16 protein-coding genes are annotated in these 16,941 nt (G+C 38.2%); 4 read left to right on the top strand and 12 right to left on the bottom strand.

What is annotated here, in order from left to right; translation table 11 throughout:
• Window position 1: 1 nt before the first annotated feature.
• The 10 genes from lpxD to PVV57_RS05150 all read right to left on the bottom strand — a co-directional run bounded on the left by lpxD (window position 2) and on the right by PVV57_RS05150 (window position 10,713).
• Window positions 2–1,048 (bottom strand): UDP-3-O-(3-hydroxymyristoyl)glucosamine N-acyltransferase, encoded by a 1,047-nt coding sequence (lpxD, locus tag PVV57_RS05195; RefSeq protein WP_273718607.1) that lies wholly within the window; start codon window positions 1,046–1,048, stop codon window positions 2–4.
• A gap of 65 nt (window positions 1,049–1,113) precedes the next feature.
• The gene (bamA, locus tag PVV57_RS05190; RefSeq protein ID WP_273783599.1) at window positions 1,114–3,510 is read right to left on the bottom strand and encodes an outer membrane protein assembly factor BamA; all 2,397 of its coding nucleotides are present in this window, start codon (window positions 3,508–3,510) and stop codon (window positions 1,114–1,116) included.
• 203 nt (window positions 3,511–3,713) lie between these two features.
• The gene (gene rseP / locus PVV57_RS05185) at window positions 3,714–4,862 is read right to left on the bottom strand and encodes an RIP metalloprotease RseP (RefSeq protein WP_273718605.1); all 1,149 of its coding nucleotides are present in this window, start codon (window positions 4,860–4,862) and stop codon (window positions 3,714–3,716) included.
• Window positions 4,863–4,877: 15 nt separating this feature from the next.
• Window positions 4,878–5,693, bottom strand: coding sequence for a phosphatidate cytidylyltransferase (locus tag PVV57_RS05180; protein WP_273783598.1), 816 nt, complete (start codon window positions 5,691–5,693; stop codon window positions 4,878–4,880).
• Between the two features lie 736 nt (window positions 5,694–6,429).
• Complete coding sequence (gene frr / locus PVV57_RS05175) at window positions 6,430–6,990, bottom strand: ribosome recycling factor (protein WP_273718603.1); 561 nt, start codon at window positions 6,988–6,990, stop codon at window positions 6,430–6,432.
• Window positions 6,991–7,027: 37 nt separating this feature from the next.
• On the bottom strand, window positions 7,028–7,747 hold the full coding sequence (gene pyrH / locus PVV57_RS05170; protein ID WP_273718602.1) for a UMP kinase: 720 nt from the start codon (window positions 7,745–7,747) through the stop codon (window positions 7,028–7,030).
• A gap of 23 nt (window positions 7,748–7,770) precedes the next feature.
• Window positions 7,771–7,899, bottom strand: coding sequence for a hypothetical protein (locus PVV57_RS05165; protein ID WP_273783597.1), 129 nt, complete (start codon window positions 7,897–7,899; stop codon window positions 7,771–7,773).
• Window positions 7,900–7,902: 3 nt separating this feature from the next.
• A complete protein-coding gene (gene tsf, locus PVV57_RS05160; protein WP_273718601.1) occupies window positions 7,903–8,826 on the bottom strand; it encodes a translation elongation factor Ts in 924 nt (307 codons plus the stop codon).
• Between the two features lie 102 nt (window positions 8,827–8,928).
• Complete coding sequence (gene rpsB, locus PVV57_RS05155; protein ID WP_273718600.1) at window positions 8,929–9,708, bottom strand: 30S ribosomal protein S2; 780 nt, start codon at window positions 9,706–9,708, stop codon at window positions 8,929–8,931.
• Window positions 9,709–9,876: 168 nt separating this feature from the next.
• Window positions 9,877–10,713, bottom strand: coding sequence for a cell envelope integrity EipB family protein (locus tag PVV57_RS05150; protein WP_273718599.1), 837 nt, complete (start codon window positions 10,711–10,713; stop codon window positions 9,877–9,879).
• A 142-nt stretch (window positions 10,714–10,855) separates the two neighbouring features.
• Between PVV57_RS05150 and PVV57_RS05145 the strand changes: the two genes are divergently transcribed.
• Window positions 10,856–11,317, top strand: a complete 462-nt coding sequence (locus PVV57_RS05145) for a RidA family protein (RefSeq protein ID WP_273718598.1) — start codon at window positions 10,856–10,858, stop codon at window positions 11,315–11,317.
• A gap of 134 nt (window positions 11,318–11,451) precedes the next feature.
• Window positions 11,452–11,886, top strand: coding sequence for an HIT family protein (locus PVV57_RS05140; RefSeq protein ID WP_273718597.1), 435 nt, complete (start codon window positions 11,452–11,454; stop codon window positions 11,884–11,886).
• Here the strand turns inward: PVV57_RS05140 and clpA are convergent.
• Window positions 11,883–14,234 (bottom strand): ATP-dependent Clp protease ATP-binding subunit ClpA, encoded by a 2,352-nt coding sequence (gene clpA, locus PVV57_RS05135; protein WP_273718596.1) that lies wholly within the window; start codon window positions 14,232–14,234, stop codon window positions 11,883–11,885. The genes PVV57_RS05140 and clpA overlap by 4 nt on opposite strands.
• Before the next feature lie 6 nt (window positions 14,235–14,240).
• Entirely contained in the window at window positions 14,241–14,612 is a 372-nt protein-coding gene (gene clpS / locus PVV57_RS05130) for an ATP-dependent Clp protease adapter ClpS (protein WP_273718652.1), read from the bottom strand.
• A 232-nt stretch (window positions 14,613–14,844) separates the two neighbouring features.
• Here clpS and PVV57_RS05125 point away from each other — a divergent pair, with 232 nt between their 5' ends.
• The gene (locus PVV57_RS05125) at window positions 14,845–16,194 is read left to right on the top strand and encodes a D-alanyl-D-alanine carboxypeptidase (RefSeq protein WP_273783596.1); all 1,350 of its coding nucleotides are present in this window, start codon (window positions 14,845–14,847) and stop codon (window positions 16,192–16,194) included.
• 31 nt (window positions 16,195–16,225) lie between these two features.
• Window positions 16,226–16,504 (top strand): hypothetical protein, encoded by a 279-nt coding sequence (locus tag PVV57_RS05120; RefSeq protein ID WP_273718594.1) that lies wholly within the window; start codon window positions 16,226–16,228, stop codon window positions 16,502–16,504.
• The last annotated feature ends 437 nt before the right edge of the window (window positions 16,505–16,941 follow it).

The following is a 16,941-nucleotide window of genomic DNA, read 5'->3' as shown; positions in this document are numbered from 1 at the left end:
ATCAGCTTTTCTCCTTTTTAACTTTTCCCATACTGCGCAACGTCGCTACTTCACGAAACCATTGTTTAAATGGTCGCGCTGGACTACCTCCCCATTTTTCACCATCTGGAATGTCATTCATAACACCGCTGCGCGCAGCAATCTGAACAGATTTTCCTATTACGATATGATCCGCTACTCCAACACACCCGCCAAGCTGAGACATATCCCCTATAGATGTACTTCCGGCAATTCCACATTGAGCGGCAATAAGGCAATAACGACCAATTTTTACATTGTGGGCAATTTGTACAAGATTATCAATCTTGCTTCCTTCTCCAATAACAGTATCTTGAAATGTCCCTCGATCAATAGTGGTATTCGCACCAATTTCCACACCATCCTCAATAATAACGCGACCAAGTTGTGGAATTTTTTCGATTCCAGAAATACCCCCAACATAACCAAAACCATCTTGCCCAATGCAAACACCAGGATAAAGCTGAACTCTATCACCTATTAAAGAACACTGAACGGTTACTTTAGGAGCAATATAGCAGTCACGTCCAATACGGCAATTTTCACCGATAACAGCTGTGGATGAAATAAGAGTTCCTGCGCCAATCTGAACATTTCTACCGATAACAGCTCCCGCTTCAATACACACATCATGGGCAAACTTAGCCGTTGGGTGAATATGCGCATGCGGTGAAATCTCCTTCTGTCCCAACCAAGGAACCGGCTTGACAGAATCAGGAAACAAAATACGACCAATCTGAGCAAAATCACGCTGCGGCGTGGAAGTTACCAAAATTGCCATCGTGTTAGGAACTTTAAAAACAATCTCATTCGTACAAAAAACAGCAACAGCAGAGCTGTCCCGTAGAGCATCAGAAAATTTCCGATGCTCCACAAAAACAAGAGAGCCTTCCACTGCACTCTCAAGCGAAGAAAGAGTATTGATAACTTTATGAGAAAACTCTGGATTAAGAAGCTTTGCACCCGTCAACTCAGCAACATTTGCAACTGTCAATTGCCGGGACGGCGTAAAAAAAAATGTATCCGCCATCAAAACACTTTCTCTCCCAGCTTAAGCCATTTTCTTCAAATTTTTCCTTCTTAAAACCACTCAAATCAGAACTTCGTAGAAATACCAAAGTTTAATTGCTGCAAACGATCCCCCTCCCGCTTTGTTATTGGCCAAGCATAATCAAAACGCAAAGGACCAAATGGAGAATCCCACATCAAACTCACACCTGCAGATGAGCGCCAAGCACTTTTTGTATTGGTAACAGGCGGCTCCCCCTTAAAAACGGCTTTATAATTATTGCCATAGAGTGTAGCAATATCCGCAAATAAAGCGCCGCGTAATCCAAATCCTTCCGGCACAACAGGAATAGGAAACTGTACTTCAGCAGTCGCATTCATATAGGTCGTTCCCCCTAAGAAATAAACTTCACCTTTACTGGAAACCTGACGTGGACCTATTCCATTGTATTTGAATCCTCGAATCATATCAGTATTCGCTTTAAACATATCGAAAATACGAACACCTTCTTTGCCTATTTCGTGGATATAACCACCGCCAAAAGAAAGCAAACCAACAATATCCCTCTGATCAGAAAGAGTCTTGTACATCATCGCCTTACCCGTGGTCTTCAAGAACTTTGCCCTCCCGCCAAGTCCTGCATATTCCTGAAGAAGATGCACATACCATCCATCATGGGGGCTTCTCATATCGTCAATCGTATTATAGGTTAAACCATAACTAATTGATGAACGTTTCCAAGGGCTTTGCTTCGCTGCTTGAACAATCGCACCAGAATATTTCCCATATAATTCTACTATATCACTCTCTTTGTTGAAATCATACTCTCCGCCAAAATCGTATTCTTCCTGTACATAAGAATAAGCTACATTTGCAGATAACTTATTATTAATAGGGAGTGAAAACCGTAGTGACCCCCCTGTCTGTCGTACATCATAGGCTTTATCAGCACGGTAAGTGCTGCGAAAAACATCAACGCCAGCTGATAAACGGTACCCTAAGAAATAAGGATCAACAAATGATAAATTATAATTACGGGACTTTTCTTGTCCCGCTCCTAACCCTAAACGAACGTACTGACCACGTCCCCCAAGATTACGCTCAGTAACAGAAACTTCAAGTGACATACCAGGGCTTGTTCCCCCCGTTGTATACCCTCCAGAAAGAGAGAGATCTCCTGTTGAAGCTTCAACGACATCTATCACCAAAACAACCTGGTCAGATTGCTCAGTGGGAACCATTGAAATATTAACGGCTTTGAAGAAACCTAAACTTTCTAGACGACGTTTCGCCCGCTGTAATAAAGTCTGGTTGTAAGCATCTCCTTCATTTAAATCAATTTCACGGCGAATGACGTAATCACGCGTTTTTTCATTGCCCCGTATATCAATACGCTGAATATAAGCACGTGTACCTTGTTCAATATTATATAAAATTGAAATTGTATGATTTGCTAAATTACGGTTTCCCCGTGGTTCAACTTTAGCAAAAGCATATCCCGAATCAGCAACCTTATTGTTAATAATTGCAACAGATTGTTCAATATCTTCTGCACTATAAACATTACCTGGCTGGGTTTTAAGCATCCCTTTCACAGATTGAACGTCAATTCCATCAACATCACTTTCAACCTGAATATCACTAATTTTATAGCGTGCCCCTTCATCAAGAACGAAAGAAATTTTATAGGTATTGCTTGCGGCATCAAAAGTCGCTTTAGAAGAGACGACACGAAAATCTGCATAACCACGATTATAATAAAAGCGACGTAAAGCTTCTTCATCAGCAGCGAGGCGCTCTTCACTATAAACATCGCCTCCTAACAACTTCGAAAAAATTCCTGAAGATTTTGTTGAAATCACATCACGCAACCGGCGGCTTGCAAAGACACTATTTCCCTTAAAAGTGATATCACCAATCTTTGTTTTTTGTCCTTCAACAACATTAAACACCACATTAACACGCCCTTTTCCAAGGTTAATCGTTTGAACGTTAACAGTGATATTGTTACGACCAAGAGTTTTATAAGCTTCACGAATCGTATTTATATCAGCAGAAAGCTTAGCAGAATTAAAAGGCTCATTTGGCTTTAAAGAAATAAACCGTTTAAGATCTGGGTCTTTAAAAGATTTATTTCCCTGAAATAATATTTGATTGACAACCTCATATTCTTTTACGAATACAACCAATTTATCACCGACTTGATTTATTTTAACATCATAAAATAAACCTAATTCGAAAAGATTTTTCACAGCATGATCAACATCACCACTGGAAACTCCTTGTCCAGCCTTAATACCCATATTGTCCCGAATCGCCTGAGAACTTACAAACTTATTCCCACGAACCTCAATAGAACGGACTACAGATGCTTGTATTTCTCCAACCGCAGCAATTGACATAAAAACCGTTGCTGGGGCAATCATCCCCATCTTTAACACCAACACAGATGCTGCATTTAAAAACTTTGAATTCGTAGTCATTGGCTTTTTTACCTTACTCTTGTTCCTTGGACATGATGCCTTAAAAAGCTAACTGCCATAACAACCTTTTTACAGCGAGACTTTTCATCCCTTAATTACTCATTATAATGTACGACGCCACAATATTTTGCAGACATGGTAAACAACCTTCAATTTGTTTTTGCCATTATTACCCAATTTACAAAGTGTTTTCCATAATTTAATTAGCTAAACCAACAAAAATAATCATTAAAGAAGACAAAAATCATAAAAAGGAGAAGAAGGGAAAAACCTAAACGAAAAACAATTCCCTGAATTTTAGCGGATATTTCCCTCCCAGTAATAGCCTCAATGACATGAAATAAAAGGTGCCCACCATCAAGCGGTAGAATCGGAAAAAGGTTAATAAACCCAACGCTTATTGAAAGAAAAGCAGCCAAATTCAACAAAGAGATAAAACCTGTCTCGCTTACTTTCCAAGCAATTTTAACGGTTTTAGAAGGCCCACTTAGCCGACAACGATCTTCTTTGCCTCCGATTAAACGACTCATAAAAAGAACCGTTTGAGTGGTAATCAACTCAGTACGGTTTAACGCTTCTTTTATAGCTGTTACAAAACCATAGCGAATATGTTTTATATAAGTTGAATCTAAACGTGCAGGATTATTTAAATCAACAGGAACACCTACACCGATTATAGCACTTTGTGTTCGATTTCCAAATCCATCATCTCGCTCAACGACTTTCGGGGTAATGACCGTCGTAAACACACGCCCCATGCGTTCTATTTTAAACTCTATCGGTTCTTTTCCATGAAAAGATACATAATTCATCAAATCTTCAAAACTTTCAACCCGTCGACCATCCATTTCAACAAAACGGTCCCCTAATTTCAAACCAGACTGAATAGCAGGGCTATCTTTTACCAAGGAACCAACAACCGGTTCAATGGCGACACGACCGTAAATAAAGAAAAAAAACGTTAGAATAACAACAGTAAAAAGAGCATTGAAAAAGGGACCAGCAAAAACAGTTGCTGCTTTTTTCCAAGGATGCGCACTGGCAAATGAACCATCAACAATCGGAGATGATGGAGATAATAGCGTATCGTTTTTTTCCTCATCTCCAACAAATTTTACATAACCTCCTAGGGGGATAAGTGCTAAACGCCATTTCGTGCCATGCTTATCTGTATAACTGGCTATTTGCGGTCCAAATCCAAGTGAAAAAACTAATGCCTTAATACCACACCACCGCCCAATGAGATAATGCCCAAGTTCGTGCACAAAAATGATAAGCATAATGATGAAAAGAATACTCAAACTTCTTAAAAGAAAATCACCCATAGTGACCATATGATTTAAAAGTCCCAAAATATCTTCTCCCCATTAAATCATATTAAAAAGATTAAAAGGTGCATCCATATCAGATATCAATGAACCAATTAAATAAAGAAGACAAGTTGCCCCTACCAATCCATCCATACGATCCATAAAACCACCATGTCCAGGCAATAAAGAACTGGAGTCTTTAACAGAAAAACGTCTTTTAAGCCATGATTGTCCTAAATCACTCAATTGTGAAATAATTGACAAAACAAGTGTAAGGAGTGGCACAAAAAAACTTGCTAAATTTATATCAAAAAATACAAAAGCAACCCATATACCACCGAAAACGCCGACAAATGTACCACCAAGTGCTCCTGACCATGTTTTATTAGGAGAAAATTGTGGTGCTAATTTAGCCCCCCCCAATGCACGTCCGATAAAATATCCACCAATATCGGTTCCCCAAACTATCGTAAATAAGAAAATAACAACTTGGAACCCCAACATCTCATGATCCCGTAAAAAGCATAAAGCTACAACAGGAAAAGATGCATATAAAAAACCACAAAAAACCCAACCACTGTTTTTTATAGATATAATAGCCAACACCGCAGCCAATACGATTAAAACACAAAAAACCAATGGAGCAGATACATTCAACATTAAAAAAAAGCCAAAGAGCAAATAAAAAATACTTGCTAATATCTTTTGTAAAACACACCATTTCTCTTGAGTAATACTCATCCACTCATAAAGAATAAAACCACCAATACACCATGCGAACAGAAAAAATGAGATCCCCCCCAACCATGTTAGATACAAAGCAATAACGCCAAACACAAAAGCTGTTAGAATACGATAAACCAAATTAGACAAAACAACATCCAAACAATAAAAATAGAAAATACAAGCTCTAAAATTGATGCAATAAAAATTTCCCTACCTCGTATTTTTATTTCATACTTGTACAAATTTCTCTTATAATTTACCATAAATGATTTAGTCTACCAAGATAGCGCTTATAAGACGAATAATCAATGAAAACAGCTTCAAAAATCTTCCTTATCAAGGGTTAATCCTAAAATAAGTTGTTAAATATTTTCTCAAACATAAAATGAAAAAGCAGCCATCTACGCCCCACATAAATTAATTCATATAGGTTTCTGTATAAAAAACTTCTCTATCAACTCTTCATCATTAAAAAACGAATTACGGCCCATAACATCTGCTTACCCCATCCTACGCGCATGCTTTATAATGGGTATTAAGAGTAAGATTAAGGCATTATTTTTGCGCTATATTATTTTCCCAAACCCATCTTAGAATATTGAGTAATCCCTCATCATGCAGTTTAACAAAGATATGCTGAACAAAAAACTCTCATGACGCTGTTAAACAGTGTTCTCCAGTAAAGGGTGGAATTCACTCACAGATTAAAGAATAAAAGCATCAACCCTTTCAAATCAATCTTTCCCTTGATCAAGATGATAAAACGATAAAATAGCTTCCTTCCTCACACCTTGCTATCATAGTGTACATTATTCCCTGCTCTTATCCATAAAAATAATTTACATGCAGGGAGTAGAATATCTTTTCTAGCGAAAAAGCCGTCTTAAACGTGCATAATTTCAGATTCTTTCACAGCTAAAATTTTATCGATATCAGCAATAGTTTCATCTGTAAGTTTTTGAACTTTCTCGGAGAAACTATGGGCTTCATCTTGTCCAATTTCACCATCTTTTTCTAACTTTTTTAAATTGTCCATACCATCACGGCGAACATGACGTGTAGCAACACGCGCTTGCTCTGCATAGTGATGCGCAATTTTTACAAGTTCTTTACGGCGCTCTTCATTCAACTCAGGCAAAGGAATACGTAAATTCGTACCATCAGTTATGGGGTTTAAACCAAGACCAGAATCGCGAATAGCACGCTCAACTGCTCCCACCATCGTTTTATCCCATACAGAAACGGAAAGCATCCGAGGTTCGGGAACAGAAATATTAGCAACCTGGTTGATGTGTACAACAGAACCATAAGATTCAACAGTCAACGGTTCTAATAAACTCGCTGATGCCCGTCCCGTCCGCAAGCCACCTAATTCATGTTTAAAAGCCGTAATAGCGCCATCCATGCGACGTTTCAGATCATCCATAATTGATGCAACATTCATATTTCTGTCTCCTTCAATTGTCCTTTGAAGCTTATCCTTATTCCGATACCATTGTAAAGCGCCCTGTTCCATTCAAGACCTTTGCTAAACCACCTTTTTCATGAATGGAATACACAATAATCGGTACATTGTTCTCACGGGCTAAAGTAACCGCCGTTGAATCCATAACCGATAATCCCCACTGCAAAACTTCAACATGTGTTAATTGGTCAAAACGCTTAGCTGTAGGGTCTATCTTTGGATCTGCTGAATAAATACCATCGACTTGTGTTCCTTTAAGAAGAACATCCGCCCCAATTTCTGCTGCACGTAAAGTTGCAGCAGAATCAGTGGTAAAAAATGGATTTCCTGTACCGCCCGCAAAAATAACAACTTTTCCCTGATTCATATAAGCTATTGCTTTACGTTGCGAGAAACTTTCACAAATTTGTGGCATAGCAATCGCAGAGAGTACAACAGTTTCAACGCCTAATTTTGTCAATGATGTTCGCAATGCTAAAGAGTTAATAGCCGTTGCTAGCATTCCCATATGATCACCTGTCACGCGATCCCCACCATGCGAAGCAACAGCAACACCACGAAAAATATTTCCCCCACCGATAACAACCGCAACTTCTATCCCCATTGCGCGTACTTCTGCAATATCAGCGGCAATACGGTCGACAACAGAAACATCAATGCCAAAACTTTGTCCCCCCATAAGAGCTTCACCAGAAGCCTTTAAAAGAATACGTTTATACGGACGTGTTAATGCCATTCATAATCTCCCCAAAAGCACATTTACTTTTTGCTTTTGACACCACGAAGGGCACCACTTTTTTCACGTGACGCCCTCACAATAATCACATCGTTTCCGTCAGAGTTTCTAAAACCAATGATGATTTTAAATCCCTGATCAAGATTTTTCAATAACTAGCCTTTTGCAGCTGCCGCAACCTCTGCAGCAAAATCAGACTCCTCTTTTTCTACACCTTCACCGAGTGCAAAACGAATAAAGCCTGTGATTTTTGCTGGAGCACCTATTGATTTCTCAGCGTCCTTTAAAGCAGCCTCAACAGTCATATCAGGATTCATAACAAAAGCTTGAGAAAGCAAAACAACCTCTTCAAAAAACTTACGCATACGCCCTTCTACCATTTTTTCAATGATATTTTCAGGTTTTCCAGACTGACGTGCTTGATCTGAAAAAATTGCTTTTTCACGTTCAACAGCACCAGCATCAACATCTTGTGCTGTAAGCGCTAATGGATTGGTTGCCGCAATATGCATCGCGACCTGCCGACCAAAAGCAAGAGCAGCTTCTTTATTTCCCGTTGTTTCAATTGCAACCAAAACACCAAGTTTCCCAAGCCCATCAGACACGCTATTGTGTATATAAGTCGCAACAACACCATTCTCAACAGACAATTTAGCGGAACGACGAAACGTCATATTTTCGCCAATTGTACCAATTGCATCTTTAATTGTAAGTTCTACAGTCTTCTCAGAGCCTGGATAAAGAGAAACAGAAACAGATTCAACATCACCCGGCGTATCTAAGGCAGCAGTTGCTACATTACGCACAATGTCTTGGAATCCATCATTGCGTGCAACAAAATCCGTTTCCGAATTAATCTCAACCAAAACTGCATGTGAATCTTTTGATACGACTCCGATTAATCCCTCAGCTGCTGTACGACCAGCCTTTTTATCTGCTTTAGCTATGCCTTTTTTACGAAGCCAATCAACAGCTGCTTCCATATCGCCATTGGTTTCTGCTAAAGCGGCTTTACAGTCCATCATACCGGCGCCAGATAATTCTCGAAGTTCTTTTACTTGTGCAGCAGTAACGCTCATATTTGCCTCTTCATTCTGTAACAGTGAATGCGTGCAAATTTCCTCTGCACGCCTATAACTTTTTCCTTAGATAATAAAAATACCTTAATTAGGCGTTTTATATTACTCAGAAACTGCCAAAACCGCATTTTCTTCCAAAACAGGCTCCACAGGTGCATCAACTTGAGCTCCCAAATCGATACCCATTGCACCTTGCTGACGAGCAATACCATCAAGAGCGGCACGAGCAAAAAGATCGCAATAAAGAGAAATTGCACGTGAAGCATCGTCATTCCCTGGTATTGGATGTGTTACGTCATCGGGATCACAATTGGTATCAATAATAGCAATCACTGGAATACCCAAACGTTTTGCTTCTTGGAGTGCAATATTTTCTTTATTTGTATCGATAACAAAGATAAGATCTGGAACAGAGCCCATATCTTTAATACCACCAAGCGCACGATTAAGTTTTTCACGATCACGTTCAAGATTTAAACGTTCTTTTTTGGTAAAGCCTTGTGCTTCAGCAGCAAGAATCTTATCAAGCTTCCGCAAACGATGTATCGAATTGGAAATTGTTTTCCAGTTCGTCAGCATACCGCCAAGCCAACGCGCATTAACATAATATTGGGCGGAACGATTCGCTGCATCAGCGATAATTTCAGATGCCTGCCGTTTCGTGCCAACAAAAAGAATACGACCACCACGCGCAACAGTATCTGAAACAAGTTTAAGCGCTTGATGTAAAAGAGGAACAGTCTGAGCAAGATCAATAATATGAATATTATTACGCTGACCATAAATATAGGGAGTCATTTTGGGATTCCAGCGATGAGTCTGGTGACCAAAATGCACACCTGCTTCTAAAAGCTGGTGCATAGTAAAATCGGGTAGTGCCATAAATTTTATCCTTTCCGGTTTAACCTCCGCGGAAAAAGCAGGAAAACCTACTACCGGCGGATGCTTGCTAGACTTTTCTCTCGAGATCATCTATAAACACCCAAACTCCGCGTGTGGAATAGCGCAAACATACTAAACTTTGATTCTTTTTCAAGTCATTTTCTTCAATCATTTAATATTTGCATTTTCACATTGATTAAGATCTTTTCCAAGTTCGAGAAATTCAAGACTGTTCAATTTTGCACGCACTGAAAAAGTCCCATAATCTATATGAAGATCACGCATGACACCATTCTCATGTAAGAGAAAACTGCTCCGATAAATCGGCAAACCATCTTTATTTTCACCATCATCAAAATAAGAGATTGTAACAGGCCAATATTCTTCTTCATCCAATTTTCTCATTTTTTCCGTCTCGCTATCAGATAAAAGCGCCTTCTTTTCCCCTATGACGATACTTTCTTTTATAACTTTATCCGCTTTATTTGTCCCATCAAATACAGTAACATTATAAAAATGATCCCCCGCTTTTGCATGGCGGATAATATTCTTTAGTTGCATCATTGGAAATTCAGCCATTGCAAGTTTATACTTTTTTTCCTTTGGCTTTTTTAAGGTAACTGTAATGCCATCTCCCGTTCGCTCCGCGACCCCTTCGGCACGATGCGCAACCTCTTCCCCCTCTTGATCGGTAATATTAAAACGAAATGTACGGCTATCTCCTGTTTCATAACTCGTCGTCTGTTGATCCGTTAAACGCACCGGCATATCTTCAACATGAAGACGGCTAATGAAACGAAAACGTGTGCTATAGCCTTGGCATGCCGAACCAGTAAGCTCGTAAACCATTCGCCCTGACATCCCAGAAATTGCCATTTCATGAGAAACACTATCGAGATAAAAATCATAAATTGCTCGATGAGGCACAATAAAAATAGGCTCTTCAGATCTCGCTGTACAGAAAAAAATAATATATAAAATTATTGTCAATAATGCTCTAATCATTCCCAACTTCCAAACTTTATCCCCGTTGCATAACATCATACAATAAGGCAAAAAAGGCTATTTTCTTAATTAACCACACATTTCCTTAAATTAAAAAATAGGTTATGCAATGAATATATAGAACAGCTATGGAGTTTAAATTATGACCAATGTGATTGAAAAAAACTTAGAAAAGTTTGGAATCATTCTTCCTGCAGCAACGCAACCCCTTGCCAATTACATCACCACTTCACAAAGTGGCAATCAACTCTTTATCTCTGGGCAGCTCCCTCTTATAAATGGAAAACCTATAGCCATCGGTAAAGTTGGTGCAGCTGTGAATGTCGAACAAGCAAAAAAAGCATCTGAAGCTTGTGCTCTCAATATTCTCGCTCAACTCAAAGCAACTCTGGGTGATCTAAATAGAATAAAACGCGTGGTAAAAATTACTGTTTTTGTAGCTGTCGATTCTCATTTTACCGATATCCCTTTTGTCGCCAATGGAGCTTCTGATTTATTCGTCAATATTCTTGGTGAAATTGGAAAACACGCCCGTTCTGCTATTGGTGTTGCCTCTCTTCCTATGGATGTTCCTGTAGAAGTTGAAGCCATTATAGAAATCTAAATCTTCACTAAAGAGAGTGCGTGCCTTAAAGATAACTGAAGTCAAAATATTTTTTTGTTTTAAACTCTGATAAATCTTGCATTTTTCCGTTTTGAAATTAAAATTCTAAACTTACAATAAAAGGAAATACTTGTATGAAACAAGCTTATGACAATAACAATATTTTTGCTAAATTAATTCGTAATGAAATCCCTTCTGTTCGTGTTTACGAAGATGATGATGTTATTGGATTCATGGATATCATGCCACAAGCACCAGGTCATACACTGGTCATTCCCAAAAAAGGTTCTAGAAACTTACTTGATGCTGATACTGAAACATTATTTCCTGTTATTAAAGCCGTTCAAAAAATTGCTAATGCTGTTAAAAAAGCCTTTCAAGCAGATGGCATAACGATCATGCAATTTAATGAAGCGGCTAGTCAACAAACCGTTTATCATCTCCATTTCCATATTATACCGCGTATGGAAGGAATAGAACTTACCCCTCACAATGAGGTAATAACGCCTACAGAAATACTTGAAGAGAATGCAAAAAAAATCCGTGCTGCCTTGTCTCCATGTTCTTAAGATGTTGTGCTTTTCCTTTCTACACGTTTTTTTGTCAAATTTTTCATTTTACTTTTCTTTGAGCCAACAGATAGATCGGAAGAAGAAATTTTTAACTGTAATCTTTCTTTTTCATCATTTGATTTTTCTGTTGATACGCGAATGATGCCGCCATTGCGTAACTTTCCAAATAAAATTTCATCCGCTAATGGCTTTTTAATATATTCTTGTATAACACGCCCTAATGGGCGTGCTCCCATTTGAGAATCGTATCCTTTATTGGAAAGCCATAAAGTCGCAGAAGGGCTTAATTCAAAACAGATCCCCCGATCAGCTAATTGTGCTTCAAGCTGAAAAATAAATTTTTGCACGATCTGATTGATGCTTAAGTGAGATAAAGGCGCAAACGGAATGATTGCATCCAACCGATTACGAAATTCTGGCGTAAATAACCGATTGATTGCTTCTATATCCTCACCATCACGATGGACTTTTCCAAATCCAATAGCTGATTTTGCCATATCTGAAGCACCAGCATTGGTTGTCATAATCAAAATAATATTGCGGAAATCAATTTTCTTGCCGTTATGGTCTGTTAATCGACCATAATCCATGACCTGCAATAAAATATTAAATAACTCTGGATGGGCTTTCTCAATCTCATCGAGCAATAGGACTGCATGAGGCTTCTGATCAACTGCATCTGTAAGGAGACCTCCTTGATCAAACCCTATATAGCCTGGAGGTGCACCGATTAAGCGTGCTACCGTATGGCGTTCCATATATTCTGACATATCAAAACGTAATAGTTCAATGCCTAAAGATGATGCAAGCTGTTTTGCAACTTCGGTTTTTCCAACACCTGTTGGTCCTGAAAATAAATAACTTCCTATTGGTTTATCTGGTTCGCGCAAACCTGCACGCGCCAATTTTATGGATGAAACTAAAACGGAGATTGCCTGATCTTGCCCATAAACAACATGCTTGAGTTCTCTCTCAAGCTTACTCAATATCTTCTGATCATTCCGTGAAACTGTTTTGGGTGGAATCCTTGCAATTGTAGCAACAGTCGCTTCAATTTCTTTAACACCTATAGCTTTTTTGCGTTGTTTTTTTGGCAAAAGCTTTTGCGCTGCACCACTTTCATCAATAATATCAATTGCTTTGTCAGGTAATCTACGATCAACCATATAGCGTGAAGATAATTCTACGGATGCCTTCATCGCCTGATCTGTATATTTTATCTGATGAAAATCTTCAAAGTAAGGCTTCATCCCCTGCAAAATTTTAATCGCATCAGGGACAGAAGGTTCATTAATATCAATCTTCTGAAAACGGCGCTCTAAAGCACGATCTTGTTCAAAGAATTTTCGATATTCTCTGTAAGTCGTCGACCCAATACATCGCATAGCTCCAGAAGATAATGCAGGTTTTAAAAGATTTGCTGCATCCATATTTCCCCCTAATGTTGCCCCTGCACCAATTAAGGTATGAATTTCATCAATAAATAAAATAGCATCTGGATACAGCTCAAACTCTTTAATAACTTGCTTTAATCGTTCTTCAAAATCACCGCGATAACGTGTACCAGCAACAAGTCCCCCCATATCAAGAGAAAATATCGTTGCATTTGATAAAACTTCAGGCACTTGCCCATCAACAATACGCTTTGCCAATCCCTCAATGATCGCGGTTTTTCCTACTCCAGGATCACCAACCAAAAGCGGATTATTTTTTGATCTTCGACATAAAATCTGAATCATGCGTGAAATTTCTCTTTCACGGCCAATTAATAAATCAATTTTTCCATCCCGCGCTTTACAATTGAGATCAATACAATAACTCGTTAAAGCACATGTTACCCTTTCACCATTGTCTGAAATCTGCTGATCTAATTGCTCTTCAAGTCCTTCAAGTAACATGGATAATCCATCATCACGCGTAATACCATGTGAAATAAAACGTACAGCATCATAGCGTGTCATTCCCATCTCTTGAAGAAAATAGGCTGCATGGCTTTCACGTTCAGAAAAAATAGCAACAAGAACATTTGCCCCTGATACTTCATCTTTTCCAGCAGATTGAGCATGTATTACCGCACGTTGGATAACACGCTGGAAAAAAGCTGTAGGCTTTGTATCCTCATCAGCTCTAATCTGTTCATCTAATTCTGAGCGAAGATAATTGGTTAAACGCTCGCGCAATTCCTCCACATCTACCTGGCATGCCTGAATAACGGAATTTGCATCGGCATCATCTAACAGCGCAAGGAGAAGGTGCTCTAATGTTGCATATTCATGCCGTGCTTGAGTGGCAATTGTTAATGCACGATGCAAAACCTCTTCAAGACTAGGTGTAAAAGATGGCATAATTCCTCACTTCCATTCCATTACACATTGTAACGGATGCTCATTTTGACGCGCACACTCCCTCACTTGTACTATTTTCATTTCAGCAACTTCATAAGTATAAGCTCCACATTCTCCTATCCCATTGTGATGAACATTTAACATAATTCGCGTTGCCTCTTCGAAACTTTTTTTAAAAAAGTTCTTCAAAACGAAAACAACAAAATCCATAGGTGTATAATCATCATTAAGTAAAAGAACGCGATATAATTTAGGTTTTTGGAATTTTGCTCTAGCCTTAGGTATTATAACCGCACTATGCCTACCTTCATCCCAATTCTTGCCTTTTTCATTATGCATAATATGAGGTATAGAGTTTATTATGAGTGTTTGTCCCATTAACGTTTTCCATATAGCAAATTTTTTATTAATTTTAAGTTCTTTCAAAACTATTGCAATACCTCTTTAGCATCAGAAAAGACTTTCCCCCTATGATTAGATGTAAGTCACTCATAAAATAACTTCTGTAAATAAATTAGTAATACCATTCGTCTAAACTGCATCAACACGTTACAGAAAAGGAAGCTATATAGAAGTTTTTCAGGGTAAATGGAGAAATAGGATACGACAAGTGTATATTAACGATCAAAAAATTATGCGCTGCTATAAAAAAATAGCAATTTCTTTTGTTATGTTAGCTTTTTCTTACTGTTGGGCATCAGCAACACCTCAAGGAGCCTATCCTGATAAGTATGCTGCTATTGTGATAGATGCCACGACGGGGAAAACTCTTTTTCAAGCCAATGCAACACTGAAACGTTATCCTGCTTCCCTAACAAAAATGATGACATTATACTTACTGTTTGAAGCTATGCAGATAGGGCGTGTGACATCCAATACTCCAATTCCTGTTTCACATTATGCAGCAATGCGCCCACCAACAAAAATTGGATTTAAAGCAGGCCAAACAATTTCTGCAGAAGCAGCTGCTAAAGCACTTATTACAAGATCTGCAAATGATGTTTCTGCAGCCATTGCAGAATATCTTGGTGGGAGTGAAAAAAAATTCGCTCGAATGATGACAGCAAAAGCTCGTAAACTTGGCATGAAACATACACATTTCGCCAATGCTTCAGGACTTCCGGATGTGCACAATTATTCTACAGCACGAGACATAGCCACTTTGTCATTAGCCTTACGTAAACATTTTCCAAAACAATATAAATTGTTCAAAACAAAAAGTTTTAGTTTCCGTGGACATACGATTAACAGCCACAATAAACTCGTCCAAATAATGAAAGGTGTTGATGGAATTAAAACAGGATACACACAAATGTCAGGTTCTAATTTAGCAACTTCGATGCGTCTTGAGGGACGCTCTGTTGTTGCTGTTGTTATGGGAGGTAAATCATCTACTGCACGTGACGAGCACATGGCTAGCTTATTGAATCAATATTTGCCCAAAGCAAGCCAAATGAAAAGTGGGGAACCTTTAATGGCCTCTGTACACTATCACTTACCCACTGGCGCAAATACGCCTATACCAACCATTAAAGCTGATTCAAATGATTTTAACGATGAAATTTCGACTATGTTGACAGCATTTGCAGAACAACCTAAAAACTCTAATATCGCAATAACGGCTGTAAATAGGGTCATTGTACCAATACCTAACCCTCAAAAAATTATACCGGTTGAGACTCATAAAATTGTGAACGCTTCTTTGTCCACAAATGCCGGATGGGCTATCCAAATTGGTTCTCTTCCTAGTAAAGAACAAGCAAATACTCTGCTTTTAAAAGCAAAAAATACAGCTTTTTCTACTTTAAAGAACACCTCTTCACATATGCAACTGTTTGAAAAAAATGAGCAGCGTTATTATCGAGCCCGATTTACAGGATTTCAATCAAAAAAAGCTGCATTTGACGCGTGTTCTACATTAAAGAAAGCAAATTTTAACTGCTATACTGTAGCCTACTAAAAGTTTTTGAATTTGCATTAAGGATAGTATTATGACAGATAATGCTTTTGCTTCATTCCCTAAAAAAGAAATTTTATTGAAGCAATCATCCCTCCTTTCATTGCGTTCTCTTCACGATGCTGCAGCAAAACTTGTTGGTTTAAAGTATAATTCAACTGCATTAGATACACAATCTCTTGTTAATCTTCTCATTTGCCAAACAATGCGCAATCGTCGTCTCATGATGCCTCCTGTACGCATTCATTTACGTGTTGCGAGTCAAACTGGTAATGTACCTATTAAAATCCGTCTAGGAGCAACAAATATTTAATTCTACAGACTTCTCTAAACAATTATTTTATTATTGCACCATTATCTACAATCTTAAAAGATCCTTTGATAAACATATTTCTTTCTTAAATTACAGGAATTGTGCTGATATCTTTTCTACTATCCAATATCTTCAAGCTTTCAATAAAACCATTTTTAAAGACATAAAAATACTAAATGTTTTTCCAATTTTTGATTTAATATTAAAAAAGTGTCCTGGATATCGTTCGGGAAAAAATGAACCCTACATGGGATGAAAGCTTATCACTTTAGAGGTTATTGTAAAAGTGCAATAAAGAAAATCCCTTTTAATAACGCTTCTCCCTACAACACAAATACTGTAAAAAATAATTTAAGTCCTTTTACTTTTTCTTTTTTTCAACAAACAAAGCAAATTTAAAAATACAAATACTATCCATAAAAAAACGTAAAAGAAAT

This window comes from Bartonella sp. AU15XJBT, assembly GCF_028618615.1.
Lineage (GTDB): Bacteria > Pseudomonadota > Alphaproteobacteria > Rhizobiales > Rhizobiaceae > Bartonella.
This window is presented reverse-complemented; position numbering and strand designations above follow the sequence as displayed.

What these genes read in the sequence shown, in the direction of transcription:
- PVV57_RS05150 (WP_273718599.1), bottom strand. Translation starts at nt 10,713, where the DNA reads ATGATTAGAGCATTATTGACAATAATTTTATATATTATTTTTTTCTGT.
- tsf (WP_273718601.1), bottom strand. Translation starts at nt 8,826, where the DNA reads ATGAGCGTTACTGCTGCACAAGTAAAAGAACTTCGAGAATTATCTGGC.
- clpA (WP_273718596.1), bottom strand. Translation starts at nt 14,234, where the DNA reads ATGCCATCTTTTACACCTAGTCTTGAAGAGGTTTTGCATCGTGCATTA.
- PVV57_RS05145 (WP_273718598.1), top strand. Translation starts at nt 10,856, where the DNA reads ATGACCAATGTGATTGAAAAAAACTTAGAAAAGTTTGGAATCATTCTT.
- frr (WP_273718603.1), bottom strand. Translation starts at nt 6,990, where the DNA reads ATGAATGTTGCATCAATTATGGATGATCTGAAACGTCGCATGGATGGC.
- bamA (WP_273783599.1), bottom strand. Translation starts at nt 3,510, where the DNA reads ATGACTACGAATTCAAAGTTTTTAAATGCAGCATCTGTGTTGGTGTTA.
- rpsB (WP_273718600.1), bottom strand. Translation starts at nt 9,708, where the DNA reads ATGGCACTACCCGATTTTACTATGCACCAGCTTTTAGAAGCAGGTGTG.
- PVV57_RS05140 (WP_273718597.1), top strand. Translation starts at nt 11,452, where the DNA reads ATGAAACAAGCTTATGACAATAACAATATTTTTGCTAAATTAATTCGT.
- lpxD (WP_273718607.1), bottom strand. Translation starts at nt 1,048, where the DNA reads ATGGCGGATACATTTTTTTTTACGCCGTCCCGGCAATTGACAGTTGCA.
- pyrH (WP_273718602.1), bottom strand. Translation starts at nt 7,747, where the DNA reads ATGGCATTAACACGTCCGTATAAACGTATTCTTTTAAAGGCTTCTGGT.
- clpS (WP_273718652.1), bottom strand. Translation starts at nt 14,612, where the DNA reads ATGGGACAAACACTCATAATAAACTCTATACCTCATATTATGCATAAT.
- PVV57_RS05120 (WP_273718594.1), top strand. Translation starts at nt 16,226, where the DNA reads ATGACAGATAATGCTTTTGCTTCATTCCCTAAAAAAGAAATTTTATTG.